General features: G+C 65.2%; 24 protein-coding genes. 13 read left to right on the top strand and 11 right to left on the bottom strand.

Annotated elements, in window-relative coordinates:
- Positions 1–19: 19 nt before the first annotated feature.
- The 3 genes from QYH69_RS06535 to QYH69_RS06525 all read right to left on the bottom strand — a co-directional run bounded on the left by QYH69_RS06535 (position 20) and on the right by QYH69_RS06525 (position 2,777).
- On the bottom strand, positions 20–553 hold the full coding sequence (locus QYH69_RS06535) for a hypothetical protein (RefSeq protein WP_308831065.1): 534 nt from the start codon (positions 551–553) through the stop codon (positions 20–22).
- A 421-nt stretch (positions 554–974) separates the two neighbouring features.
- Positions 975–2,366: a PLP-dependent aminotransferase family protein gene (locus QYH69_RS06530; RefSeq protein ID WP_308831064.1), complete on the bottom strand. Its 1,392-nt coding sequence runs from the start codon at positions 2,364–2,366 to the stop codon at positions 975–977.
- 93 nt (positions 2,367–2,459) lie between these two features.
- Complete coding sequence (locus QYH69_RS06525; RefSeq protein WP_308831063.1) at positions 2,460–2,777, bottom strand: hypothetical protein; 318 nt, start codon at positions 2,775–2,777, stop codon at positions 2,460–2,462.
- Between the two features lie 48 nt (positions 2,778–2,825).
- On the opposite strand from QYH69_RS06525, the gene QYH69_RS06520 reads away from it, so the two are divergent.
- The 13 genes from QYH69_RS06520 to QYH69_RS06460 all read left to right on the top strand — a co-directional run bounded on the left by QYH69_RS06520 (position 2,826) and on the right by QYH69_RS06460 (position 19,255).
- Complete coding sequence (locus QYH69_RS06520; protein ID WP_075160505.1) at positions 2,826–3,308, top strand: MSMEG_0572/Sll0783 family nitrogen starvation response protein; 483 nt, start codon at positions 2,826–2,828, stop codon at positions 3,306–3,308.
- An 11-nt stretch (positions 3,309–3,319) separates the two neighbouring features.
- On the top strand, positions 3,320–4,414 hold the full coding sequence (locus QYH69_RS06515; RefSeq protein ID WP_308831062.1) for a Nit6803 family nitrilase: 1,095 nt from the start codon (positions 3,320–3,322) through the stop codon (positions 4,412–4,414).
- Positions 4,383–5,519, top strand: coding sequence for an MSMEG_0568 family radical SAM protein (locus QYH69_RS06510; RefSeq protein ID WP_308831061.1), 1,137 nt, complete (start codon positions 4,383–4,385; stop codon positions 5,517–5,519). The genes QYH69_RS06515 and QYH69_RS06510 overlap by 32 nt, the downstream gene beginning before the upstream one ends.
- 3 nt (positions 5,520–5,522) lie before the next feature.
- A complete protein-coding gene (locus QYH69_RS06505; protein ID WP_308831060.1) occupies positions 5,523–6,092 on the top strand; it encodes an MSMEG_0567/Sll0786 family nitrogen starvation N-acetyltransferase in 570 nt (189 codons plus the stop codon).
- Complete coding sequence (locus QYH69_RS06500; protein WP_308831059.1) at positions 6,089–7,114, top strand: sll0787 family AIR synthase-like protein; 1,026 nt, start codon at positions 6,089–6,091, stop codon at positions 7,112–7,114. Before QYH69_RS06505 ends, QYH69_RS06500 begins: the two co-directional genes overlap by 4 nt.
- Positions 7,111–8,292: an MSMEG_0565 family glycosyltransferase gene (locus QYH69_RS06495; protein WP_308831058.1), complete on the top strand. Its 1,182-nt coding sequence runs from the start codon at positions 7,111–7,113 to the stop codon at positions 8,290–8,292. The genes QYH69_RS06500 and QYH69_RS06495 overlap by 4 nt, the downstream gene beginning before the upstream one ends.
- Positions 8,293–8,315: 23 nt before the next feature.
- Positions 8,316–8,600, top strand: a complete 285-nt coding sequence (locus tag QYH69_RS06490) for an MSMEG_0570 family nitrogen starvation response protein (RefSeq protein ID WP_308831057.1) — start codon at positions 8,316–8,318, stop codon at positions 8,598–8,600.
- Between the two features lie 14 nt (positions 8,601–8,614).
- A complete protein-coding gene (locus QYH69_RS06485; RefSeq protein ID WP_308831056.1) occupies positions 8,615–9,913 on the top strand; it encodes an MSMEG_0569 family flavin-dependent oxidoreductase in 1,299 nt (432 codons plus the stop codon).
- Positions 9,910–10,731: a Pnap_2097 family protein gene (locus tag QYH69_RS06480; protein ID WP_374992359.1), complete on the top strand. Its 822-nt coding sequence runs from the start codon at positions 9,910–9,912 to the stop codon at positions 10,729–10,731. The genes QYH69_RS06485 and QYH69_RS06480 overlap by 4 nt, the downstream gene beginning before the upstream one ends.
- Complete coding sequence (scpA, locus tag QYH69_RS06475; protein ID WP_308831055.1) at positions 10,728–12,851, top strand: methylmalonyl-CoA mutase; 2,124 nt, start codon at positions 10,728–10,730, stop codon at positions 12,849–12,851. The genes QYH69_RS06480 and scpA overlap by 4 nt, the downstream gene beginning before the upstream one ends.
- A gap of 418 nt (positions 12,852–13,269) precedes the next feature.
- Positions 13,270–16,446, top strand: coding sequence for an efflux RND transporter permease subunit (locus tag QYH69_RS06470; protein ID WP_308831054.1), 3,177 nt, complete (start codon positions 13,270–13,272; stop codon positions 16,444–16,446).
- The gene (locus tag QYH69_RS06465) at positions 16,443–17,726 is read left to right on the top strand and encodes an efflux RND transporter periplasmic adaptor subunit (protein ID WP_308831053.1); all 1,284 of its coding nucleotides are present in this window, start codon (positions 16,443–16,445) and stop codon (positions 17,724–17,726) included. Before QYH69_RS06470 ends, QYH69_RS06465 begins: the two co-directional genes overlap by 4 nt.
- Positions 17,723–19,255: an efflux transporter outer membrane subunit gene (locus QYH69_RS06460; protein WP_308831052.1), complete on the top strand. Its 1,533-nt coding sequence runs from the start codon at positions 17,723–17,725 to the stop codon at positions 19,253–19,255. Before QYH69_RS06465 ends, QYH69_RS06460 begins: the two co-directional genes overlap by 4 nt.
- Positions 19,256–19,316: 61 nt before the next feature.
- On the opposite strand, the gene QYH69_RS06455 is transcribed toward QYH69_RS06460, so the two are convergent.
- From QYH69_RS06455 to QYH69_RS06420, 8 genes are all read right to left on the bottom strand, one after another.
- A complete protein-coding gene (locus QYH69_RS06455) occupies positions 19,317–19,655 on the bottom strand; it encodes a DUF4148 domain-containing protein (RefSeq protein WP_308831051.1) in 339 nt (112 codons plus the stop codon).
- Positions 19,656–19,910: 255 nt separating this feature from the next.
- On the bottom strand, positions 19,911–20,828 hold the full coding sequence (locus QYH69_RS06450; protein WP_308831050.1) for a PfkB family carbohydrate kinase: 918 nt from the start codon (positions 20,826–20,828) through the stop codon (positions 19,911–19,913).
- Positions 20,825–21,676 (bottom strand): BtpA/SgcQ family protein, encoded by an 852-nt coding sequence (locus QYH69_RS06445; RefSeq protein WP_308831049.1) that lies wholly within the window; start codon positions 21,674–21,676, stop codon positions 20,825–20,827. The genes QYH69_RS06450 and QYH69_RS06445 overlap by 4 nt, the downstream gene beginning before the upstream one ends.
- Positions 21,677–21,703: 27 nt before the next feature.
- Positions 21,704–22,363 carry a TenA family protein gene (locus QYH69_RS06440; protein ID WP_308831048.1) on the bottom strand — a complete coding sequence of 220 codons (660 nt, stop codon included), beginning with the start codon at positions 22,361–22,363 and terminating at the stop codon, positions 21,704–21,706.
- A 13-nt stretch (positions 22,364–22,376) separates the two neighbouring features.
- On the bottom strand, positions 22,377–23,375 hold the full coding sequence (locus QYH69_RS06435) for an ABC transporter permease (protein ID WP_308831047.1): 999 nt from the start codon (positions 23,373–23,375) through the stop codon (positions 22,377–22,379).
- Entirely contained in the window at positions 23,372–24,157 is a 786-nt protein-coding gene (locus tag QYH69_RS06430; RefSeq protein ID WP_308831046.1) for an ATP-binding cassette domain-containing protein, read from the bottom strand. The genes QYH69_RS06435 and QYH69_RS06430 overlap by 4 nt, the downstream gene beginning before the upstream one ends.
- A gap of 49 nt (positions 24,158–24,206) precedes the next feature.
- Positions 24,207–25,151, bottom strand: coding sequence for a substrate-binding domain-containing protein (locus QYH69_RS06425; protein WP_308831045.1), 945 nt, complete (start codon positions 25,149–25,151; stop codon positions 24,207–24,209).
- A 56-nt stretch (positions 25,152–25,207) separates the two neighbouring features.
- Positions 25,208–26,224, bottom strand: coding sequence for a LacI family DNA-binding transcriptional regulator (locus QYH69_RS06420; protein ID WP_374992358.1), 1,017 nt, complete (start codon positions 26,222–26,224; stop codon positions 25,208–25,210).
- Between the last annotated feature and the right edge of the window lie 59 nt (positions 26,225–26,283).

Genomic DNA, 26,283 nt, shown 5'->3' with positions numbered 1-26,283 from the left:
TCTCCTGTCGAACCAGGGCTCAGGTCGGGCGCGTGCGTTCTGCGAGCAGGCGAGCGACACGCTGCAACGCAGCGACCGGCGGCATGTCGGCGGTCAACTGCGTCAGCGTGCACCACGGATACGGCCTCGTTTGCGCCCACGCGAGGATTGGCGCTGCGATGTCCTTATCCAGCACGCGCATCTCTTCGATCGAAATACCCAGCCTGACCACGAGGCCCGCGGCACTACGCCACTCGTACTGGCCGAATCCCAATCGCGCCGCACCGCCTGCTTTTTCTGTCATGCAGACGAGCCAGTCGCATACGAACGCTTCCGTGTCCGAAGGCGTATCACTGACGCAGAACGTGTAGACGTTTTCGTATCGGGCGGCAAACTCGCGCACGAGCACCGACCCGATCGCGTCCCGGCCATGCACGCTCGAAGGAAACGCAATGTCCGGCGTTTTGACGAGCATGGACAGTTCCGCGTTTTCTGCGAAGGCGTCGATGAGCAGATGCGGCCGATTTCCGTCCTTGGCGCGAATGTACGTTTCGATATTCCGTTTCAGTGACATCGTCTTTGTCCATACGGAAACACGCTGGCTGTGCTCGACATTTTCTGCTCGCTCCGTCAGTATCGTCAGCGCATGGTAGGCCTCGCAGGACGTTGCGAACAGGCGGGCGAATGTGAAGCCGCCGTATCAATTCCGGATATAATTGATGTCCTTGCGGTATTTTGCGCACACTCCGTCGCCAAACGTTCCAGAATTGCCCGTCGTTCGCTGTCGCGAATCGCGCCGTGCTTTTACAGTACCGGCGGCTCGATACCTCGTAAAACACATGTTATGTGGTTACACGCGGAGCGACGTGCGACGTGCGCGGCGTGGCCAACGGCAGTCGATGACGTGCTTCTTCCCACCGACGTTAAAACGCCAGTGCGAGTTTTGTATTGCGTCGGCAGTCGGGTCTGGGCGGGGTTGCGGATTCTCAGTCAGATCACATCATCGGCATATGCAGATGATGTGGATCCCTGAGCGTTTCGGCGACGCGTTTCAGCGCCTCGCGGCAGTCGTCGCGATCCTGAGGGCCGCCGAGACACACGCGAATCGCATTGGGCGGATTGCCGTCGGTCGAAAACGCCGCGCCCGCCACCGTGCCGACGCCCTGGTTGCGCAGTTGCAGCGCAAGCTCCGGCGCGCTCCAGTTGCAGCACGATGGAATCTCGAGCCACAGATGAAAGCCGTCGGTCTGCGCATCGTACCGCCACTGGTCCAGTTCTTCCGCCGCGATGCCTTGACGCGCATTCGCTTCGCCGCGGATCGCCGATAGCATTTCGTGCGCGGTGCCGTCGTTGACCCACTGCGTCGCGAGCATCACCGTGAAGGGACTGGGCATCACGGTGGTTGCGCGTAATGCACCCGACACGCGCTGTGCCTGCCGCGCATTCGGCGCGCGAAGATAAGCGACACGCAGCCCCGCCCCGAGCGTCTTCGAGAATCCGGTCACGTAGTAGGTCAGATCAGGTGCAAGCGTTGCCAGTGCGATCGGCTTGCGTGCCGGCAGCCAGCCGTACGCGTCGTCTTCGACGATCGGCACGCTGTAGCGCAAGGCGACATCGGCGAGCGCTTCGCGCCTCTGCGTCGACAGCGTCAATGTGCTCGGATTCTGCAAGGTCGGGTTGCAATAGAACGCGCCAGGCTTCTCGCTCTTGCATAGCGCTTCGAACGCGTGCGGCAACGGGCCCTCGTCGTCGCGCGGCAACGGCTGCAGGCGTACGCCCAGTTGCGAAGCGATCGCCTTGATGCCCGGATAGGCAAGCGTATCGAGGCAGATCGTTTCGCCGGGCCGCGCGAGTTGCGAGACGAGCGCAACCAGCGCGCTATGAATGCCGGGGCAAACGAGCACCGTGTCTTCCGTGCAATCGGGCAGCCGGTCCTTGAGCCACGTGCGGCCCGCCGCGCGGTCATCGGGCGCGCCGCCGAAATCCTGATAGCGCAACAGCCGGTACGGGTCCGCCTGCGCAAAAAGCCGCGATGCCGAATCGCGCAGACGCGCGACCAGTTCGGGCGGCTCAGGCGGCATGTTCATCGACATCTCGACGCTGCTGCCGCCCGCAAGCGGCAAGGTCTGCGTGCGCCCTCGCACGAATGTGCCGCTGCCCGCTCGCGCATCGAGCAACCCGCGCTTGCGCGCCTCCGCATAGGCGCGCGCAATCGTCGTGTAGTTCAGTTGCAGTGCGCAGGCCAGATCGCGCAATCCGGGCAGGCGGTCGCGCGGACGCAGACGTCCGCTCGCGAGGTCTTCCTCGATCAGATCCGGAATCACGAGATAGGCAGGCTTACGGCTTTCAGTCAGCCGCTTGAGCCAATGATGCGTGAGACTGTTCACGATATGCATTCCTTAACGGGACGCTAAAAACGGTTCGCTAAAAACGGTTCGCTAAAAACGGTTCGCTAAAAACGGTTCGCTAAAAACGGTTCGCTAAAAAGTAACACGACGTCCGCACCGGAAAACAATATTTCTCCATCTGCCGCGCGGCCTGATCGGATTGATCGCATCAGTGCACGTTTGCGGGAGATCGCGCACCACGCCCACGCACAACGCGCATCGCCATTGCGCTGAGACGGTGCGCACGCAATCGATGCAATCAGCCGCAAAGCCCCATCCAGCAAGCGTTGCGAAGAAATTTTCGGGGCTCTCGAACGTTTCGGCGCTGATTGATCGGCAATTGATTGCATGAACCGCGCCGGAAATTGGCATATCCGTTGCGTTATCAAGCGCGCCGGTCAACCCATTCATGCGGACCGGTTCACTCGATTCCTCATGCGATTTACTGGAGAACGCGCCATGCCAGCCGTCACGCAACCGTTGCATCAGAAAGGCGATTATCTGGTCGACTACGAAGAGAAAGTGTTTCCCGACGTCAAAGCCGAGCCCGGCGAAAAGGCGCTCGTCACGTTTCATACCGTCGCATTCGAAGGCTCGATCGGCTTCGTCAACCTGCTGCAAGCCACGCGCTTGCAGCGCAAAGGCTTCGATACGTCGGTGCTGCTATACGGCCCGGGCGTCACGCTCGGTCTGCAGCGCGGTTTTCCGACACTCGGCGACGAAGCGTTTCCCGGCCATCTGAACTTCAACAAGCAGCTGATGAAGTTCATGGAAGAAGGCGGCAAGGTCTATGCGTGCCGTTTCGCCTTGCAGGCGCTGTACGGCCACGGCGAAGCGTCGCTGATCGAAGGCATCCGGCCGATCAATCCGCTCGACGTGCTCGATCTCCAGCTGATGCATCGCAAGGAAGACGCACTGATCATCCATACGTGGACCGTCTGACGGGGATCGTCATGTCCGACCAGCGAATCATCCGTGCGGCCGCGGTGCAGATCGCGCCCGACCTGGAGCGGCCCGGCGGCACGCTCGACAAGGTGTGCGACGCGCTCGACGAAGCCGCGGCGAAAGGCGTGCAGCTCGCCGTCTTTCCCGAGACCTTCGTGCCGTACTACCCGTACTTTTCGTTCGTGCGTCCGCCGGTTGCGTCGGGCGCCGATCACATGCGCCTCTACGAGCACGCGGTGGCGGTGCCGGGCCCGGTCACGCAGGCAGTCGCGGAACGCGCGCGGCGCCACCGCATGGTCGTCGTGCTCGGTGTGAACGAGCGCGATTACGGCAGCCTGTACAACACGCAGCTCGTGTTCGACACGGACGGCCGTCTCGCGCTCAAGCGCCGCAAGCTCACGCCGACGTTTCACGAGCGGATGATCTGGGGCCAGGGCGACGCGGCGGGTCTGAAAGTCGTGCAGACCGAATATGCGCGCGTCGGCGCACTCGCGTGCTGGGAGCATTACAACCCCCTCGCCCGCTATGCGCTGATGACCCAGCACGAGGAAATCCATTGCAGCCAGTTTCCCGGCTCGCTCGTCGGACCGATTTTCTCCGAGCAGATCGACGTGACGATCCGCCACCATGCGCTCGAATCCGGCTGCTTCGTCGTCAACTCGACGGGCTGGCTCACCGACGCGCAGATCGAATCGGTGAGCGCCGATCCGAAGCTGCAAAAAGCGTTGCGCGGCGGCTGCCATGCGGCGATCGTGTCGCCCGAAGGGCAGCATCTGGCGCCGCCGCTGCGCGAGGGCGAAGGCATGGTGATCGCGGACCTCGATATGACGCTGATCACCAAGCGCAAACGGATGATGGATTCGGTCGGCCATTACGCGCGTCCCGAACTGCTGAGCCTCGCGATCAACGACCGGCCGGCGACGACCTCGATGCCGATGGCTGCCGCTGCATCCGGACCGGCCTTCGGAGCCGCGCTTCAACCCAGCTTCGGACCTGCATCCGGTCCGATGCAAGTCGCCGCATCCGCCGAGCCGTCGACGGCGGCCACCGATCCCACTCCAGGAGGCGCGCATGAACGCCAGCACGAACCTGTCGCCGGTTGACACGCATGCGGGCGAGCAGCGCATGATCGAGCTGCGCACCGAACTGCAATCGGCCGGCCTGCGTCTGGTCGACCCGCACGCGGGTGCCGCGAGCCGCCGCGGCGGCGCGGGCCCGTCGGATCACAAGGCCGTGATCGTCGACGGCGTGACGATCATGGTGCCGGTCCATACGAGTTCCGCGTGGGATTCGCCGTTCGTCGCCGGCGTGCCCGATGCGTCGGGCCGGAGCACGCTGATGCGCGGCACGATTCCGATCGCCACCGTCGGCTTCGCGCAGGCGCCGCGTTTCACGCGGCTGCAAACGCTTGACGGCGTGCCCTATTCGCATATCGCGACGCTGCACGGCACCGACGTGCTCGCAACGACCGTATTGCAAACCTGCATTCGCTATGAAAGCCGCAAGAAAAGCTGCAAATTCTGCGCGATCGGCCAGTCGCTCGCGGCAGGCCGCACGATTGCGCGCAAGACACCGGAGCAGCTTGCCGAAGTCGCGCGCGCCGCCGTGCTGCTCGACGGCGTCAAGCATATGGTGCTGACCACCGGCACGCCGCCGACGCCCGATCGCGGCGCGCGGATCCTTTGCGAAAGCGCCTTCGCGATCAAGGCGGCCGTCGACCTGCCGATCCAGGCGCAATGCGAGCCGCCCGACGACGACCGCTGGTTCGAGCGCATGAAGGCCAGCGGCGTCGATACGCTAGGCATGCATCTCGAAGCAGTCACGCCGGCGGTTCGCGAACGCATCATGCCCGGCAAGGCGAGCGTGCCGGTGTCGCGCTACATGGAAGCGTTCCGAGCCGCCGTGGCAGTGTTCGGCCGCGGCCAGGTCAGCACGTATATTCTCGCGGGCCTCGGCGACAGCGCGGACGCGATCCTGTCGATGTCGCGCGAACTGATCGCACTCGGCGTCTATCCGTTCGTCGTGCCGTTCGTGCCGATCAGCGGCACGCCGCTCGAAGATCATCCCGCACCGACGCCGGAATTCATGAAGTCGATCCTCGCGCCGCTCGGTGCGATGCTGGGCGCCGCACAGATGCGTTCCGCCGATATCAAGGCCGGTTGCGGCAAATGCGGCGCGTGTTCGTCGCTTGCATCGTACGAGGCCTGAGCCATGTATTGCGACACTTTCGATCTGGCCGACGCCGCGCCGCCGCTTGAATTCACGCCGGCCGAATATCGCATCAAGTGGGCGACACTGCCGTGGGAAAGCGACGGCGCGTATGCGCTGCGGCGCGCCGTGTTCTGCATCGAGCAGGGCATTTTCGTCGGCGACGACCGCGATGAAATCGACGGTCACGCGAAGCTGCTCGTCGCGCTGAGCTGCGTCGCCGGCATGCCCGAGCAGGTAGTCGGCACCGTGCGGATTCACGAGACCGCGCCGCGCCAATGGCTCGGCTCGCGCCTCGCGGTCCATGCGGCGTTCCGTTCGCACGGACGGCTCGGTTCGACGCTGATCCGGCTCGCCGTCTGCAGCGCGCACGCACTCGGCTGCGACACGTTTCTCGCGCACGTGCAAGGTCAGAACGTGCCGTTGTTCCGGCGCCTGCATTGGCAAACGGTCGCCGAAGAGACGCTGTTCGGCCGGCTGCATCATCGGATGCAGGCGGACCTCGCCTGGTATCCGCCGTGCCACACCCCCGAAAGCGGGTTCGTCACGTCCGGAGCGCGGGGGCGTTCATGAGCCTCGACGCGCTCGTTCAACGGCTGCGCGACAGCCGCGGCTTTCGCCATAAAACCGATATCGCGAACGTGGTCGCGTCGCTGTCCGAGCGCATGCCTGGCGGCGTCGCCGCGCTCGCGCAGGCCGTTGCGGTCGGCGACGATTGCGCGGCCATCGCGGATCGCGACGGTTATCTGCTATTTGCCATCGAAGGGCTCGTCAGCGATTTCGTCGAAGCGATGCCGTGGTTCGCCGGCTATAGCAGCGTGATGGTCAACGTCAGCGATATCTACGCGATGGGCGGACGGCCGCTCGCCGTCGTCGATGCGCTGTGGAGCGACGGCCATGCACGAGCGCGCGAGATGCTCGCCGGTATCGCGGCCGCCTCGTCCGCATATGGCGTGCCGGTGGTCGGCGGCCACAGCAATACGCGCAGCGCGCAGCCGCAGCTCGCGGTATCGATCGTCGGGCGCGCGCGCCGGCTGCTGTCGAGTTTCAACGCGCGCGCGGGCGACCGTCTCGTGATGGCGGTCGATCTGCGCGGCCGCTTCGAAGATCCGTACCCGTTCTGGAATGCGTCGGTCGCCGCTCCGGCCGAACGCTTGCGCGGCGACCTCGAGCTGCTGCCGATGCTTGCCGAAAGCGGCCTATGCGATGCGGCGAAAGACATCAGCATGGCCGGCGTGCTGGGCACCTCGCTGATGCTGCTCGAATGCTCGGGCACCGGCGCGCGGCTCGATCTCGATGCGATCCCCTGCCCCGACGGCGTCGACTTCGAGCGCTGGCTCAGCGCATTTCCGAGCTTCGGCTTCGTGCTGTCGGTGCGCGAGCCGCAGGTCGATGCGGTGCTCGCGCGGTTTCGCGAGCGCGGTCTTGCCTGCGCGGCAATCGGCACCGTCGACGCCTCGCACGAAGTGGTCGTCACGCAGACCGGTCACGCGGCGCTGCTGTGGAATTTCGCGGACAGTCCGTTTATCGGCGCGCCATCGAACCAGGCCGCAAACGCGCCAGCGGCCGACGCGCCGCGCAAGGAGCCGGCATGAACGACACGCCTTTGCGCATTGCCCTGTTCACGCATTCGGTGAATCCGCGCGGTGGCGTCGTGCATACGCTCGAACTCGGCCGCGCGCTCGTCGCCGAAGGGCACGACGTGACGATTTTCGCCCCTACCGAAGACAATGCGCCGATGTTCCGGCCGTCGCCGTGCCGCATCGTGCTCGCGAACGTCGCCTCGCGCGCGCTCGATACGGCATCGATGGTGCAGACACGCATCGATGCATTGAAGAGCGCATTGCAAGCCACGCTGCACGCGCAGGCGCCGGCCGGCTTCGACGTGCTGCACGCGCAGGACAGCATCAGCGGCAACGCGCTCGCCGAACTACGCGCCGAAGGCACGATCCGCGGATTCGTGCGCACCGTTCACCATCTCGACGCTTTTCGCGATCCACGTCTTGCGCAATGGCAGCGCCGCGCCTATGCCGATGCGGACGCCGTGTTCTGCGTGAGCGAAGTGTGGACGCAGACGATGAAAACCCGCTTCGGCATCGAAGCCGTCACGGTGAGCAACGGCGTCGACGTGCAGCGTTTTCGCGCGGCGCGCGAACTCGACGACGTCATGCTGCCCGCCGAACTCGGCGTGCACGGCGACCCGGTCGTGCTCGCGGTCGGCGGTATCGAGGAACGCAAGAACACGCTGCAACTGCTCGAAGCGTTTGCGATGCTCAGAAAGACGCGGCGCAACGCGCAGCTCGTCATTGCGGGCGGGGCGAGCCTGCTCGACCACGACGCCTACACGCGTCGCTTCGCCGCGCGTGCGGCCGAACTGGGCTTGCCGATCGGCCTCGGCGAAGCGATCGTCGTCACCGGCGCGCTCGACGACGACGCGATTCCGGCGCTGATGCGGCGCGCCGACGCGGTCGCGATGGTCTCGCTGCGCGAAGGCTTCGGCCTCGTCGTGCTCGAAGCGCTGTCATCGGGCGTGCCCGTCGTCGTATCGCAGATCGCGCCGTTCACCGAGTATCTGAACGGACGCGTCTGCTACTGGGCGCAGCCGCACGACGCACACAACATTGCCGCGGCCCTGCAGCAGGCATTCGACGATCGCCGCGGCATCGATTTCACCGATGCGGTGTCCGCCCTGCTGCAACGCTTCAGCTGGCGCGCGAGCGCGCTGCGCCATCTCGCGCTGTATCGCGATTGCATGCAGCCGGCCCCGGCCTGAATTCCAATCCAGAGGAGAACCTGATGCCAGTCATGCACTTCCGGGTCCAATGGCCCGACGGCGATGAGGTCAACTGCTACTCGCCGTCGACGGTGGTCGCCGACTTCTTCGTCCCCGGCCAGCGCTATCCGCTTGCCGATTTTGTGTCGCGCGCCCGCGAGGCGCTGCATATCGGCTCCGAGCGCGTGCGCGAAAAGTACGGCTTCGCCTGCTCGGCTGCGCTCGACCAGCTCGCGCAGATCGAACAGCATGCGGACCGCTTTGCCGCCGACCCGGCCGCCGAAGTGAAAGTGATCGAACTCTCGTGAACAGGGCAAGCATCATGTCGAACGTATCGTTGGCGTCGCCATCCGAAGGCGACGTGCCGCATCGCACGGTGATCGTGATCGGCGGCGGACAGGCTGGACTATCGATCAGCTACTACCTGAAGGCAGCGGGCATCGATCATCTGGTGATCGAAAAAGCGACGCTCGCGCACACGTGGCGCACGCAGCGCTGGGACACGTTCTGTCTCGTCACGCCGAACTGGCAGTGCGCGCTGCCCGGTCATCCGTATCGCGGCGACGATCCGCACGGCTTCATGAAGAAGGACGAGATCGTCGCGTATCTCGACGGTTTCATCGCGAAGCTCGATGCGCCGGTGCTCGAGCAGACCGAAGTGAAACGCGTCAAGCGGCAGGCCGACGGACGTTTCGCGGTCGCTACGTCGAACGGCAACTGGACCGCCGATCACGTGGTGGTGGCGTCGGGCGGTTACCACACGCCGATCGTGCCGCGTATGGCCGAGCGGCTGCCGGCGGAAATCGCGCAATGGCAATCGTCGGCTTACCGCAACCCGCAAAGCCTGCCCGACGGCGCGGTGCTGGTGGTCGGCTCGGGCCAGTCCGGCGCGCAGATCGCGGAGGATTTGCACCTCGCGGGCCGCAAGGTCTATCTCGCGGTCGGCGAGGCGCCGCGCTGCGCGCGCTTCTATCGCGGCCGCGACGTGGTCGACTGGCTCGCCGACATGCGCTATTACGATATGCCGGTCGAACAGCATCCGCTGCGCGAAGGCGTGCGCGACAATACCAATCACTATGTGACCGGCCGCGACGGCGGCCGCGATATCGACTTGCGGCGTTTCGCGCAGGAAGGCATGGAGCTGTATGGCCGGCTCGACGATCTGCGCGACGGCTGTCTGCAATTCGCGCCGAATCTGACCGCGAACCTCGACGGCGCCGACGACATGTACAACCGCATCAACGCGAGCATCGACGCGTTCATCGACAGGCAACGCATCGACGCGCCGCCGGGCGCAGCGTATCAGCCGGTGTGGCGGCCGCCGCACGAGCGCACGTCGCTCGATCTTGCGGCGAGCGGCATCACATCGGTGATCTGGTGCATCGGCTTTACACCGGACTTCAGCTGGCTCGACGCGCCGGTGTTCAACGGGCGCGGCTACCCGGCGCACACGCGCGGGATCACGCCGCAAGCGGGGCTGTACTTCATCGGCTTGCCATGGCTGCATACGTGGGGTTCCGGGCGTTTCTCGGGCATCGCGCGCGACGCCGAGCACGTGGTCGATGCGATTCGCGCGTCCGCGACCGCTTCGCAGACGACGTCCGCGAGCCTCGCCGCATGATGCCGCCCGACCGCTATCGGGCCGGCATGCCGCAGTTGACGTATACAGGTCTGTCGGAGAACTGGCTGCTCAAGGAGTGCGGGCATCGGCATTGGGAAGCGCTCGCGGCGCATGCGGGCCGCGCGACGCACGACTTCGGCGACGACGGCGGGCACCGCTCGTACGCGGCATTTACAGCGATCCGGCTGCAGGCGTTTGGGTTCGATTCGCTAGGCGAGAACGACGAGTTCGAGATCGGCAGCAGCTTGCATCGGACCGGCGCGGTGCGGCATGTGAGCACGCATCGCGTGCAACGCGGCGGCGCGCCGCTTGCACAGGTATCGATGTCGTCGACGTTCGTCACGCGCGGCGGCGCGCGCGGCAACCGCGGCGTCGCGCGCGCCGCGCTGTCGGCACTGCGCGGCGAGTTGAGCCCGGTGCCCGACGAAGCGGTGCCGATGATCGAGCTCGGCAAGCGCATGCGCGCCGGCGACGCGGCGCTTGCCGACGACTTGCCGGCCACTGGTTACGCGCCCGCCGAGTTCCTGCCGTGCCCGAACAGCGACTTCAACGGCGCGGATTTCCTGTATTTCGCGAACTTCCAGTCGTTCGTCGATCGTGCCGAGTGGCAGCGCCATCGCTTCCCTGAGCCGCCGGTCGTCGCGAGCCGCGCGCTGTACTACTACGGCAACGTCGACCTCGGCGATGCGCTGACCGTGCATGTGATCGGCGAGCGCAGCGGCGAGCGCGGCATCGCGCACTGGAGCGAAGTGCGCCGCACGAGCGATGGCCGCAAGATCGCCGACGTGATGACCGAAAAACACTGGAGGCGCCGATGAAGCGATCGTTCGGGCGCAGGCGTCGCCGCGCCGTTACGCTCAAGCCGCTTTACACGCGCGCGGACACCGAAGGTCTCGCCCATCTGGACAGCCTGCCCGGCGAAGCGCCGTTCGTGCGCGGGCCCTATGCGTCGATGTACACCGGTCGGCGCTGGACGATCCGCCAGTACGCGGGCTACGCGCAAGCGGCCGACACCAACCTCGCGTTTCGCACCGCGCTTGCCGAGGGCGCGCAGGGCCTGTCGGTCGCGTTCGATCTGCCGACGCAGCGCGGCTACGACTCCGACGATCCCCAGGTGGCCGCCGATGTCGGCGTGACCGGCGTTGCGATCGACACTGTCGAGGACATGGCGCGGCTCTTCGCCGATATCGCGCTCGTACGCACCTCGGTCTCGATGACGATGAACGGCGCGGTACTGCCCGTGCTGGCCGCATTCATCGTCGCGGCCGAAGAGCGCGGCGTGGCCGCGGCGCAACTGACCGGCACGATTCAGAACGACATTCTCAAGGAGTTCATCACACGCAATACGTGCATCTTCGCGCCCGAACCGTCGTTACGCATCGCGGCGGACGTCGTCGAGTATCTGGCGAGTCATGCGCCGCGCTTTCATGCGCTATCGGTGTCGGGCTATCACTTTCAGGAAGCGGGCGCCGACCCGGTTCTCGAACTCGCGCTGACGATGGCCGATGCGCGCGCGTATGTGCGCACGCTCGTCGAGCGCGGCATGGGCGCGGACGACGTATGCGAGCACATCAGCTTTTTCTTCGGCGTCGGCACCGATTTCTATGCGGAGATCGCGAAACTGCGCGCGGCGCGGCTCGTCTGGTCGGCGCTTGCCGCCCAATGTGGCGCGCGTTCCGACCGTGCGCGTGCGCTGCGCATGCACTGCCAGACGTCGGGCTGGTCGCTGACCGCGCAAAAGCCGCTGAACAATGTCGTGCGCACCACCGTCGAAGCGCTCGCCGCGGTGTTCGGCGGAACCCAGTCGCTGCACACGAATGCCTACGATGAAGCGTTGGCGCTGCCGTGCGCGGCGTCCGCGCGCGTCGCACGCGACACGCAACTGGTGCTGCAGCACGAAACCGGCATTTGCGATGTGATCGATCCGTGGGCCGGCTCGTACATGATGGAATCGCTGACCGCCGATATCGCCGCGCGTGTGCACGCGTTGCTCGACGAGATCGACGGCGAGGGCGGCATAGTCGGCGCAATCCGCTCGGGATGGGTGCGCGAGCGCCTCGACCGATGTGCGCTCGAAGTGCAGGCGCAGATCGAAAGCGGCGAACGCGCGATTGTCGGCGTGAACGGCTACCGTCAGGAAGACGATGCGCCGGACGAGAGCGGCGCTGCGCGCGGGCCGGGTCTCGATGCGGCGCAAGTCGCACGGCACCAGGCGCTCCGGATAGCCGACGTGAAGGCGAAACGCGACATCGCGCGCGTCGGCGCCGCGCTTCGTGCGCTCGAACGGGCGGCGCGCGACGGCGACGGCAACCTGCTCGCGTTGACCATCGATTGCATGCGCGCGCGGGCGACGGTCGGCGAATGCACGCGCGCGCTCGAAGCCGTATGGCCGCGGCATACGGTGGCGCTGCAGGTCGGCGCCGGTGTCTATCGCGATGCGCTGTCGGACGACCCCGCATGGCGCGCCGCATGCGATGCGGTCGCGCGCGTGAGCGCGGCGTTCGGCCGGCGGCCGCGCGTGTTGATGACCAAGCTCGGCCAGGACGGCCATGACCGTGGCGCACGCGTGGTCGCCGCCGCCCTGACCGACGCGGGCTTCGATGTCGTCGCGAGCCCGCTGTTCGCGCCGGCCGCCGACGTCTGCTCGCAGGCGATCGCGGCACGGGCGGACGTGATCGGCGTGTCGTCGCTGTCCGGCGCGCACGGCGCATTGGTGCTCGAGCTGCTCGAGCAATTGCGCATACGCGGCGCCGCCATGCCCGTGGTGGTCGGCGGAAATCTCGATGGCGAGAGCACGCGTCTATTGCAGGCCGCCGGCGTCGCAGCCTGCTTTCCGGTCGGCAGCAGCGTCAGCGATATCGTCTCCGGTCTCGCGCGAATCAGCGGGCATCTCGATCCTGCTCGATTACATGATGTAAGGACGGCGTCCCTCCCTTGAAAACGGGCGACCGCCCGACGCAACCCGCACTGACCACGAAAATTAAGAATCTTTCACCAAGATGGTTAAGGCACGTTAATACCGAACACCGATCATGGGTCCATGTTTCCAATTGATCTGATTCGGCCATGATCCTGTTCCACGCGATGCAAGCCCTCTGCCGCTGTGTCACGCCGCGCGAGCGCGATGCGGTATGCCTCGACCGCGGCCTCGACCGCGGCGCAACAAGCGCGACGTTGCAGTCACAGCGCGAACCGACTCCGTAACCGTAGCGCATTCGCATGCGCTGTTCCCCGTTCAGCTGGCCGCGCCGCACGCGCCACGTCGGCGGGTGCGCCGCTGCGCCCTCGCCCGGCGGATCAGGCTCAGAAAAACGTCCGATGCACGGATTCAACCCGAAGCCGCCAAGTCCTTCTTCATGAACGCCATTGTCCTCGTTGCCCTGCGCCGTCCGCTCACCTTCGTGGTGATGAGCATCCTCATCGTGCTCGCCGGCGCGATGGCGATCGTGAAGACGCCGACCGATATCTTTCCGGCGATCCGCATTCCGGTGGTCGCGGTCGTGTGGTCGTACACAGGCCTGTCGCCGCAGGACATGTCGGGCCGCGTCGTCTACTACTACGAACGCGCGTTGACCACGACGGTCGCCAACATCGAGCACATCGAAAGCCAGTCGCTCTATGGCACCGGCGTCGTCAAGATCTTCTTTCAGCCCGGGACCAACATCGCAGCGGCTCAGGCACAGGTGACCGCGGTCTCGCAGACCGTGCTCAAGCAGATGCCGGCCGGCATCACGCCGCCGCAGGTGCTGTCGTATAGCGCATCGTCGGTGCCGGTGCTGTTTCTGCAGGTCTCGGCGCCGAGCATGACGGCCGCGCAGATCTACGACATGGCGTCCAATCTGATCCGGCCGGCGCTCGTCTCGGTACCGGGCACGGCGATCCCGAACCCGTACGGCGGCAGCTCGCTGAACGTCGAAATCGACCTGAACCAGGCGAAGCTGCTCGCACATGGCCTGTCGGCCACCGACGTCGCCCACGCGCTCGCCAAACAGAACGTGGTGCTGCCGGCCGGCGACCAGAAAATCGGCACGCTCGATTTCATGGTGCAAACGAATTCGACGCCGGTCGCGGTGCCTTCTTTCAACAACATGCCGATCAGGACGGTCAATGGTGCGACGGTCTACCTGCGCGACGTCGCGTACGTGCACCGCGGCTCGCCTCCGCAAATCAACGCGGTGCTCGTAAAGGGCGAGCAGTCGGTGCTGATCGAGGTGCTGAAAAGCGGCGATGCGTCGACCCTGTCCGTCGTCGCGGGCATCAAGAAGGCGCTGCCCGGTATCGTCAAGACCCTGCCGGCGGGCGTGAAAATCACCGCGCTCAACGATACGTCCGGATTCGTCAAGGATTCGGTGCGCGACGTCGTGCAGGAGATGGTCACGGCCGCGTTGCTGACCGGCCTGACGGTGATGCTCTTTCTCGGCAGCTGGCGTTCGACGCTGATCGTCGCGACCTCGATTCCGCTCGCGATTCTTTGCTCGGTGATCATGCTGCACCTGACCGGTCAGACGATCAACGTGATGACATTGGGCGGGCTCGCCCTCGCGGTCGGCATTCTCGTCGACGATGCGACCGTGATGATTGAAAATATCGACGCGCACCTCGAAACAGGCGAAGAGCTGGAGCCTGGAATCATCGCGGCCGCGAATCAGATCGTCGTGCCGACGCTCGTCGCGACACTGTGTATTTGCATCGTGTGGCTGCCGATGTTTCAGCTCGGCGGCATTTCCGGCTACCTGTTTCGCCCGCTCGCCGAAGCGATCATCTATGCGATGCTCGCGTCGTTCATCCTGTCGCGCACGCTCGTGCCGACCATGGCGGCGTGGCTGCTGCGCGGGCAGGTGCACATGCCGGCCCATATTCACCTGCACAGCCATGCGGCCGGCAAGCCGAACGTTTTCATGCGCTTTCAGGGCGGCTTCGAGCAACGCTTCAATGCGTTTCGCGAGCGGTATCGCGACGTGCTGACGCTCGCGGTGCTGCACCGCAAGCGCTTCATCCTGACCTTCGTGCTGTGCGCAGTCGCGTCGATGGGCCTCGTCGCCTTTCTCGGCCGCGATTTCTTTCCGGGCATCAAGTCGGACGAGATCGATATGCATATGCGCGCGCCGGCCGGCACGCGTCTCGAAGACACGGGCAAAATCGCCGACCTCGTCAATCACGGCGTGCGCCGCATTCTGGCGGGTCAGGTGACGAACCTCGTCGACAACTGCGGCTTGCCGACCAGCAGCACCAACGAAGCGTACAACTCGAACGGCACGATCGGGCCTCAGGACTGCGACATCACGATCAGCCTGAAAGACGAGGCATCGCCGGTCGACGCATACCGCGCGAGGCTGCGCCGCGAGTTGCCGAAGATGTTCCCGGGCACACAGTTCTCGTTCCTGCCGGGCGACATCACCGCGAAGATCCTGAACTTCGGTTTGCCCGCGCCGATCGACGTGCAGATCGCCGGCCGCGGACAGCTTCAGAACATGGCCTTCGCGCAAAAGCTCGCCGCGCGTCTGCGCCGGATTCCCGGCGCGGCCGACGTGCACGTTCAGCAACTGTTCGACGAACCGACGCTGAAAGTGGACGCGGACCGCAGTTTCGCCTCCGGCGTGAATCTGACCGAAGCGAGCATCGCCGACAACGCGCTTGCCACGCTCTCCGGCAGCGGGCAAACGGCGCCGACCTACTGGCTCGACACGGCCAACGGCGTCTCGCACCTCGTCAACCTGCAAACCCCGCAAGACCAGCTTTCGTCGATGAACGACCTCGAGACGATTCCGATCGATGACGGCAACGGCTCGCCGGGCAGCAAAAGCACGCAGTTGCTCGGCGCGCTCGGCTCGATTTCGCAAACCGGTTCGCCGCTGGTGGTGTCGCACTACAACATTCTGCCGGCCATCGACGTGTACGTGAGCAACCAGCAACGCGACCTCGGCGCCGTCGAAGGCGATGTCGAAAAGGCCGTGAAGCAGATGCAGTCGCAGTTGCCGCATGGCGCGAGCATCCACCTGCGCGGCCAGGCGACGACGATGACGAGCGCCTATATGCAACTGCTCGGCGGTCTCGCGATATCGGTACTGCTCGTGTATCTCGTGATCGTCATCAACTTCCAGTCGTGGCTCGACCCGTTCATTATCATCACCGCCTTGCCGGGCGCACTCGCGGGCATCGTCTGGAGCCTCTTTCTGACGCATACGAACCTGTCCGTCCCCGCGCTGACCGGCGCGATCATGTGTATGGGCACGGCAACGGCGAACTCGATCCTGGTCGTGTCTTTCGCGCGCGACCGTCTTGCCGCGCACGGCGACGCGGTGGCCGCGGCGATCGAGGCTGGCCATGCGCGCATCCGGCCCGTGCTGATGACCGCGCTCGCGATGATCATCGGCATGCTGCCGATGTCGCTCAGCAATTCGCAGAACGCACCGCTCGGCCGTGCCGTGATCGGCGGTCTGCTGATCGCGACGTTCGCCACATTGCTTTTCGTCCCCTGCGTATTCGCGGTCATGCATCGCAACGACATAGACGCCACGGAGTCTCGTCCATGAACATCCCCCGCGAGGTGCTGGCGCCAGGCCAGAACCGCACCAAATGGTCTGTCGCGATCGCCGCGCTGCTACTCGGCGGCCTCGTCGCCCACGGCATCGTGCAACGGCACGACAGTTTCGAGGACCTGAAATCGGCCACCGACGAAGAATCCGTGCCCCAGGTTCAGGTGATGGCGCCCGCAGCGGGCCCCGCCACCCGTACCGTCAGGCTGCCCGGCAATATCAAGGCCTGGTACACGGCGCCGATCTATGCGCAGGTGTCGGGCTACGTGCAGAAGTGGTATGTCGACTATGGCGCGTTCGTCAAAAAAGGCTCGCTGCTCGCCACGATCGATGCGCCGACTGTCGACCAGCAATATCAGGGCGCGCTCGCCGATCTCGCGGTCGCGAAAACCAACAGCAAGCTGGCCGACGTCACGGCGACGCGCTGGAAAGCGCTTGCCGGCACCGAAGCGGTCGCGCAGGAGGATGTCGACATCAAGGTCGCCAATGCGGACGCGAAAGATGCGATGGTGATGGCGGCGCAGCACAACGTCGAGCGCTACCATGCGCTCGAGCAGTTCAAGAGCATCGTCGCGCCGTTCGACGGCGTGATCACGTCGCGCGATACGGACCTCGGCAACTACGTCAATGCGGCCGGCGGCGACGTCAGCTCCGGCGGCGCCGCCGACGAACTGTTCTCGGTGGCGGACGTGCACGAGATGCGTCTTTTCGTATCGGTGCCGCAGGACTATGCCGGCATGCTGAAACCGGGCCTCGACGCGAACTTTACGGTGCCGCAGTATCCGGGGCGCAAATTCCATGCGAAGCTGCTGACCACCGCGAACGCATTCGATCCGCGCACGAGAACGGTCGTGACCGAACTGGTCGCCGATAACCGCGATCATCTTCTATGGCCCGGCACCTATGCGACGGTAACCTTTAAAGTGCCGTCAGACCGGAGTGTACTCGTCGTGCCCGAACAGGCGTTGCTGTTCCGCGAGCAAGGCATGCAGATGGCCCTCGTGGATCCGCACGACCGCGTGCATCTGCAGAACGTGAAGCTCGGGCTCAATCTTGGCCAGCGCGTTCAGATCGTTTCGGGGCTGACGCCGGCCGACCGCTTCATCGTCAACCCGTCAGCCGGGATACTCGAGGGGCAGAAGGTCGATATCGTCCAGGGCGTGCCCGGCATCAGGCAAACGGTCGCGGCCGCGCAACTTCCACCACCCGCGCAACCCGCACAACCGGCCGGCCAGAGACTGGCCGATGCCGACCCCGCTGCGAAGGATGCGAAATGATGCGCCACGTCAAACCAGCCTTCGGCGGCGCCGGCACGCTCTTCGGCGCATTGCTGACGCTCGTCGTGCCGCTTGCCGGCTGCAGCCTCGCGCCGGTCTATACGCCGCCCGACGCGACGCTGCTGCCGACGAGCTACAAGGGAACCGGTCCGTTCGTGCTTGCGCATCCGGACGATCAGCTCGCGCACGGTCCGTGGTGGAAAATGTTCGGAGACAGCGAACTCGACCGGCTCGAAACCGGACTCGATGCAGCCAACCCGGATCTGCAGGCCGCGCAGGAGACTTATACGCAGGCGCGCGACGTGGTCGGCGAAGCCCGTTCGCAGCTGTTTCCGCAGCTGAGCGCGCAGGCGTTCGCGTCGCAAAACGCGGAGTCGGCACATACGCTCTTTCACAGCCTCGCGTCGAGTCCGTCGCTGCCGCTCGAAGAGTCATCGCTCGGGTATGGCGCGGCGGCGAGCTGGGAGCCCGACTTCTGGGGCGAGATTCGCAACCGGACCAACTTTGCCAAGGCCAGCGCGCAGGCCACGGCAGCGCTCGTCGCAACGGCGCGGCTCAGTCTCGAGATGCAGCTGGCCAGCGACTACATGATGCTGCGTGGGCTCGACGCACAGCATGCGGTCTATACGAAGACGCTCGTCTACTACCGCGACGCAGTGAGAATCACCAAACTTCGCTACACCGGAAAGATCGGTTCGGGCCTCGATTTCGAGCGCGCTCGCGACCAGCTGGCGACCGCTCAGGCAGCCGACACGGACATCGAGGCGCAACGCGCGGTTCTCGAGCACGCGATTGCCGTGCTGGCGGGCCAGAATCCATCGACGTTCACGCTGCCTTCCGGCGACCTGAAATCGTTCGAGATCCCGATCATCCCGGTCGGCGTGCCGTCGGCGCTACTGCAACGGCGCCCCGACATCGCGGCATCGGAGCGTGAAATGGCGGCGGCCAATGCGGCGATCGGCGTCGCGCGCGCGGCGTTCTATCCGAACATCCGGCTCAGTGCCAATTTCGGCTTCGAGGACAACGGTATCGGGCTCGCTTCGCTGCCCGACAGCCTGTGGAGCGTCGGCGCAGCGGCGATGCTGCCGCTATTCGAGGGCGGACTGCGCCGCGCCGAAGAGCAGCAGAGCTGGTCTTCGTTCCATCAGGCCGCGGACACGTACCGGTCGACGGTGCTCAAGGCATTCCAGCAGGTCGAAGATCAGCTGTCGCTGACGAACAGACTCGCCACCGAGTACAAACAGCAAAGCGACGCGGTGACGGCGTCGCTGAAGGCGCAGGACATTGCCATGCAGCTCTATACGAGCGGTCTCGACGATTATCTGAATGTCACCGTGGCGCAGATTGCCGCATTGACGGCCGAACTGTCCGAGGTTCAGGTGAAGGCGCGCCGGCTGCAGGCATCGGTCGATCTGATCGGCGCGCTCGGCGGCGGATGGTCGACGCAAGATCTGCCGCAGCCGCAAGACACGGTGCCGTTCAATCCGGTCGCACTGCAAGCGTCGCGGCAGCACGAGCAAACACCTTGAGGGTGATGCCGGTGCTGCCGTGGTTCGTTTCGATTCGCTGGTCCCGCGCGCCGGCCGGATCTCAATAGAATCCGTCCGCACCGCCGCTGTAGATAATCGGCGAGGTCGGCACCTTGACCTTCTCGCCGAGACAGTCGGCGCGGTACTTCAGCCTCAGCCGCGCTTCCGCCTCCTGAATTTCCGACGGATAGTAGCTGTCGTCTCCGGCCGATGCCTGGTAACCCACCGATTCGAGTTCACCGAGTTCCTGCATCAGCTGGGCGTGCGTGACCGGCTTGCTCAGCGGCGTGAACGGGTAGTCGTTGCATTCGCGCGTCGTCAGCCTGGCGCTCGCCGACGCGGCGCCGCTTGCCAGCACGACGCAAAGCGCCATCGTGGTCTTGATCCAGAAAGGTTTCATGTCATCCGCTCCTTGTGCGACGTTGTGACGATACAAGGATGGTCCGCGCGTCATATCGAAGCGCCATGAAACAGATGAAGCTTTTGTCAGGCCGCGGCGCGTCGTACGTTTTCCGGCACAACGGCTTCGTCGAGACCGTTTGCGACGCGGGAAGACGGTCTCGTTCCGGCCGGTGCGATACGACAAGATCGGCGCGTGCGGGCTGCCGGCTTCGATCGCAGGCGGTCCAAGCCGGGCGCACAGACGTGCAGGTGTCTATCCGTTGCGGATCACCTGCCGCATTTCCTCGGCCGACGGTATCGCCGAAAAGGTGCCGGCCCGCCCGACCGTGATCGCGGCGGCGCGCTGCGCACATTCGATCGCGCGCAGAAACGGCAATGCCTCGTTGCGCGGCGTGCGCAGCGCGGCCAGCACGCCGCAGAACACGTCGCCCGCGCCCGACGTATCGACGGGCACGACCGACACGGCGGGCATGCGAACCCGCTCGTCGCCGCGCGCGATCAGCGCGCCGCGCGCGCCCAGCGTGACGATCACCCATTGCGGCCCTTGCACGAGCAGGCGTGTCGCACCGAGTTCCGGGTCGTCGACGCCCGCGATCGCGCAAATCTCGCCCTCGTTGGCAATCACACCGTCGCATGCCGCAAGCGCCGAGGCATCGGGCCAACACCACGGCGCCGCGTTCACGATGACGGCAGCCCCCGACGCGCGCGCGTGATCGATCACCGCGCGGCTGCTTTCGAGCGACAGATTGCCCTGCATCAGCAGCGTATCGGCCGCCGTGATATCGGCGATCTGCGCGACGAGCCCGGCCGCGTCCAGCGCGCGCGTGCAGCCCGCCGTCGTGATGATCGAGTTTTCGCCGTTGCGCGCGACCGTGAGCACCGAAAGATCGGTCGGCAGCGCGTGCCGCACGAGCCGCAGCGCATGCATGCGCTCCTCGTCGAGGCGCGCCGCGATATCCGCGCCCTCGCCATCGTCGCCGACGCTCGCGTGAAACACGACCGCGGCGCCCGCGCGGTGCGCGGCCACGGCCTGATTCAATCCCTTGCCGCCGGGTGCGCGCTGCATGCTGTCGGCGAGAATCGATTCGCCCGCGTGAGCCGCGCGCTCGACTGTCAAGGTCAGATCGGACACCGCGTTGCCGACCACGAAGAGCCGGTTCGCCATGCTCATGCGCGCGCCTTCACGGCTTCTTTCATGAATGTCGCGACGCGGTCGGGATCGACCGGGTTCCACCAGACCCCGTCCTGCTTCAGGAAGCTCGCCACGATCACCGCGTCGGCCACGGTGAACAGCTCGCCGACATTCGACGGATTGACGCCCGAGCCGATCACGACCGGTAACGACGTGCCTTGCGCAATCGCGCGCAGCTCGTCCATCGTCGCGGAATCGCCGGTGCGCTGACCGGTGACGATGGCCGCATCGGCGTCGAAGAATTCGACGTCGCGTGCGAGTTCCGCGAGCGACCGGTCGGCCGTGATCGCATGCGCCCCATGTTTGACATGGACGTCGGCAAACACCTGAATGTCCTCTGCGCGCAAGCGGGCGCGATAGCGCGTGGCGAGCGCCGCGGGGCCTTCGATAAAGCCTTCGTTCGCCACATACGCATTGGCCCACTGATTGACGCGCACGAAGGTCGCGCCGGCCGCTTTCGCGACGGCGAGCGCCTGCACCGCGCCATTCGCAAGCACGTTGATGCCGACCGGCAGCCCGACTGCGCGGCGCACCGCATCGGCCACGACGGCCATCGACGCGGCTGTTTCGGGGCCCAGATCTTCGGGCTTCGAAAACGGAATGTCGCCATGGTTTTCGACGACGAGACCGTCAAGTCCGAACTGCGCGTACACCTTCGCTTCGCTCACCGCGAAATCGACGATCTCGCCGATCGGTTGTCCCTCGTAGCGCGGCGCGCCCGGCAGCGGCAAGCAATGAATCATGCCGAGTACCGCCTTGCGCTTGCCGAACAATGTGTCGATGGCGTTGGGCTTGGTCCTGAAGACCGGTTTGCTTTGCGTATTCATCGCTTCTCACCTGTAGCGTCGGGCGCATCAAGCTTCATAAGCCGCGCTGTGGAAATCGATCTCGAGCGCGAGCACCTTGCGAAAGATCGCGCTGCTGCGCTCGAAGTCGAACCGTTGTGCGGACCAGCCATCGACCTGTGCTTTTAGCCATTGCACCTGGGCGAGGAAGGTCGGCTCCGCATGCAGCGCGACCCAGTCGCGCACATACGGATTGCTGATGGATGCGTGGCTCGCACGCGTGCACCAGGTGCCGTACATCCATTCGGCCGCGAGCATCGAGACGATGACCTCCTCGTAAGTCCCGTTTCGCGCGATATCGAGCATGCCCGAATCGAATGCGCTGACGGCGGTCGGCAACGGGACGTCGTCGTACGAACGCGGCAGGTCCAGCGCAGCGAGCGTGCGCTCGAAATACGGCACCTGCTCGGTCGATAGCGCATGGAGCACGCCGATCAGCCAGTGCTTGTGCGCGACCGTATCGGCCTTCACGAGCGCGTAGCCGAAGATTGCCATTGCCGTTTCGACGAAGCGCCCTTCATACGACAGGTAGCGCGCGAAGGCATCGGCGGCCAGCCGGTCGCGCTCGATATCGACGACGAAGCGATGTTCCTGCATCGCCTGCCATTCATCCGTGGCGGATGCGAGCAGGCGCTCCGAATGACTGTTCTGCGAGTGGTGTGTAGCCATCTGTGCGGATGCCTTATTTCTTTGCTGACTTGTGTTGACCGAAAACACGCGTGTTGAGCCAGATCGCGCCGAGAATGATCAAACCCGTGATGATCTGCGTGAAAAACGGCGAGATATGCATGAGGATCAGTCCGTTGCCGATAACGGCAATCGTCAGCGAGCCGAGAATCGTACCGATGATCGTCGCGCGCCCCCCCATCAACGACGTGCCGCCGAGCACCACGGCCGCGATCACGTCAAGCTCGAAGCCAACCGCCGCATTCGACGAGCCCGAACCGAGGCGCGAGGCCAGAATCAGGCCCGCGACCGCGGACGCGAGCCCGGTCAGCAGAAACACCGAGGCCTTGATCCGCAGCGTCGGCATGCCGGCGCGCCGCGCCGCTTCGGCATTCGAGCCGACCGCGATGACGCGTCTGCCGTAGCGCCCGCGATTCAGATAGACATAGCCAGCCACCGATACCGCGACGGCAATCAACGCCGGCACGGGAATATCGAACAGCGTGCCTGTGCCGATCAGGTCGAAGCCCGTGCCGGGATCGATCGCGACCGAAAAGCCCTTGGTCGAATACAGCGCGATGCCACGCAAGGTCGTCATGGCCGCGAGCGTGACGATGAACGATGGAATGGCCTGACTCGCCGAAATCCAGCCCTGCAGCCAGCCGATCGCACCGCCGAGCGCAAGCGTTGCGAGCACCGCGACGGGCCACGGCACGCCATGCTGGATCAGGATCGCCACCAGCGCGTTAGTGAGCGCGGCCATCGAGCCGACCGACAGATCGATGCCGCCTGTCGTGATGACGAAGGTCATCGCGATGCCGACCACGAGGATCGGCGCAAGCTGCCGCAAGATGTTCAGCGCGTTGCTCGCGGAAAAGAAGTTCGCGCTGCCGAGCGAAAAAAACACGCAGCAGCCTACGAAGAATGCGGCGATCGACAGCACCTGGGCATGGGCCGCGAAGTAGTCGCGCGAGCGCGAGCCGAGTTCGCGCTCGGTATACGATGTGGTGCTCATCCGTGCCTCCCTCCGACAATCAGCTGAACCAGGTCCTCGAGCGTGGTCTCTTCGAGCCGGCGCTCCGCGATCTTCGTCCCTTCGTACATCACCGCGATGCGGTCGCAAACGCGAAACAGGTCCTGCAGCCGGTGTGTAATCAGCACCACGGCCACGCCCTGCGCCTTGACACGGTTGATCAGTTCGAGCACCGCTTCCACTTCGGCCACGGCAAGCGCCGAGGTCGGCTCGTCCATGATCAGCACACGCGGCGAAAACGATGCCGCGCGCGCGATGGCGATCGACTGGCGCTGCCCGCCGGACAACTGTTCGACCGTGTTGTTCAGATTCGGAATCCGGATCTTGAGCCGTTCGAGCAGCGTGCGCGCTTCGGCCAGCATGCGTCTGCGCTGCAGCATGCCGCCCTTGCAGATCTCGCGGCCGAGAAACAGGTTGCCGGCCACGTCGACCGTGTCGCACAGGCTCAGATCCTGATAGACCATTTCGATGTGACGGGCGCGCGCGTCGGCCGGACCGGTGAGCCGTACCTCCTCGCCTTCCATATAGATTGCGCCGTCATCGGGCAGATAGGTGCCCGCCATGACCTTGGTCAGCGTCGATTTGCCGGCCGCGTTATCGCCGATCAGACCGAGGCATTCGCCCGGGTACAGATCGAGATCGACGCCGCGCAGCGCTGGAAACGAACCGAAGTTCTTGCGGATGCCCTTCAGCGCGAGCACGGGCACACGCGCTGACGCGGCGTGCGCGGCAGCGAACGGCTGCACAGGAGTGAGCGGGTTCATGGTCGGCTTTGCCGCAGGGATGGTCACTTTATTTGCCCTCGGGTGTTCGCTACTTGGCCGCGAACTGGCTGCGATACGCGCCCACGTTCGCCTTCGTCACGATCGTGAGCGGCGTGGCCACCACGGCCTGCACCGGTTTGCCCTTGTGCGCGTCGTTAAGTGCGTCGATCGACGCGCGGCCCATCGCGGCCGGATCCTGCTGCACGACGCCGAGCACCACGCCGCGTTCGATGCCGCGAATCACCTCGGGCGCGAGATCCCAGCCGATCACCTTGACCTTGTCCGCGCGCCCCTGTGCCTGCACCGCCGCGATCGCACCGAGCATCGCCGGCTCGCCGGTCGCATAGATCGCGTCGAGGTCGGGGTTGGCGGTCAGCAGGTTTTCGGCGGCCGATAAGGCGACGTCCTGGGTATTCTGTCCGTCGACGACGCCGGCAATCTTCACGTTGCCGTTGACGGCAAGCGCGTCGACGAAGCCTTTCTGGCGCGTGTTCTGGATCACCGAGCTCAATGCGCCGACGATGCCGACCTGCGCCTTGCCATGCAGATTCTTTTGCACGTAATCGAGAAAATGCGTGGCCATCTGCTTCGCGCCGACGATGTTGTCGACGCCGACCTGCGCCTTCTGCGGCCCGGGCGGCAACACCGCATCGACGCCGACCACCGGAATGCCCGCCGAGCTCGCATTGCGCAGTGCGCCGCGCACCGCGTTCACGTCGATCGCATCGATTGCGATGCCGTCGACCTTCTGCTGCACATAGTCGTCAATCGCGTTCACCTGCGCGGACGACGCGTCGTTCGCGTTGAAGACGACGAGCTTCGCGCCGAGCTTTTTCGCTTCTTCTTCGGCGCCGCTGCGCATCTGGTTGAAGAACACGGCCTGCTGATTGATCAGGATCAGCGCGTAGGTCGGAGGCTCGGCGGCCTGTGCGCGTGCAACGAGGCCGAACGGCACAGCGCAACACAGCATCGCAATACGTAATGCCTTGTTCATGGAACTCCTCCAGAAGGTTGGACAAGCAGTCAGACAGACGACGAAGACGACGAAGATCACGAAGACGGCGGTCGCGCCACCGATGCGCGTTTCACGAGCTCCACCGGCAAACGCGTTTCGGGTTGCGCGGCATCGCCTTGCGAGGCGGCCAGCACGAGATCCACGGCGCGGGTGCCCATTTCGGCGATCGGTTGACGGATGGCCGTCAAGGGCGGATTGAACAGATGCAGCGGGCCGGCATCGTCGAACACGATCAGCGACAGGCGCTCAGGCACTGCCACGCCGGCGCGATTGAGCGCATCGAGCAGCCCGAATGCGATCTCGCCGCTCGATACGAATACCGCCGTCGGCGGCCGGCCGACGCTCAGCAACGCGCGCGCGGCGTCTTCGCCATGCACGGCCGAGTACGGCCCATACAGCTCGAATGCGATCTCGGCGCCGCCGGCCGCCGCGGCATCGCGCAGTCCTGCAAAGCGCTCGCGCGTGCTCGCGAGCTCCGACGGCCCGCCGATGAAGGCGATACGCCGATGCCCGTAGCCCGTCAGATGCTCGCCGGCAAGCCACCCGCCGCGATAGTTGTCGCACAGCACTTTCGCGCACTGCACGCCCGGTATGTCTTCGTCGATGAGCACGAGTCCGCGCGTGTCGTTCAGCGCCTGCGCGAGTTCGCTCGTGTGGTGATGCGCGCTGACGAACAGCAGGCCGCTGACCTGATTGCGCCGCATCCGCGTCACGTATTGCAGTTCCCGGTTCGCGCTGTTCGACGTGGCGCTCAGCAGCACGCCGAGCCCTTTCCCCTCGGCGGCCTGTTCGACCGCGGACGCGAGCATCGCGAAGAACGGATTCGCGATATCGGGAATCACGAGCCCGACGGTGTCGGAGCGGCCGCGCCCGAGACTGCGCGCATGCAGGTTCGGCACATAGCCGAGTTGCCGGATCGCCGCATCGATGCGCCGCGCCGTCTCGGCCGGCAACACGAGGTCGGCGTTCAGATAGCGCGAGACGGTCGTCATCGAGACGCCTGCCGTGCGGGCGACATCTTTGAGACCTGGTACGAAACGGCGTTGCGTCACACGTGCCTCGTTGGAATTCGGAAATCCGGGGTTGCGGCTGGCATGCCCGCATTCTTGTA

Origin of the sequence: Paraburkholderia sp. SARCC-3016 (assembly GCF_031119615.1) — a bacterium.
Taxonomy (GTDB): domain Bacteria; phylum Pseudomonadota; class Gammaproteobacteria; order Burkholderiales; family Burkholderiaceae; genus Paraburkholderia.
The sequence above is the reverse complement of the archived record's forward strand: the minus strand, read 5'-3'. Positions and strand labels throughout refer to the sequence as shown.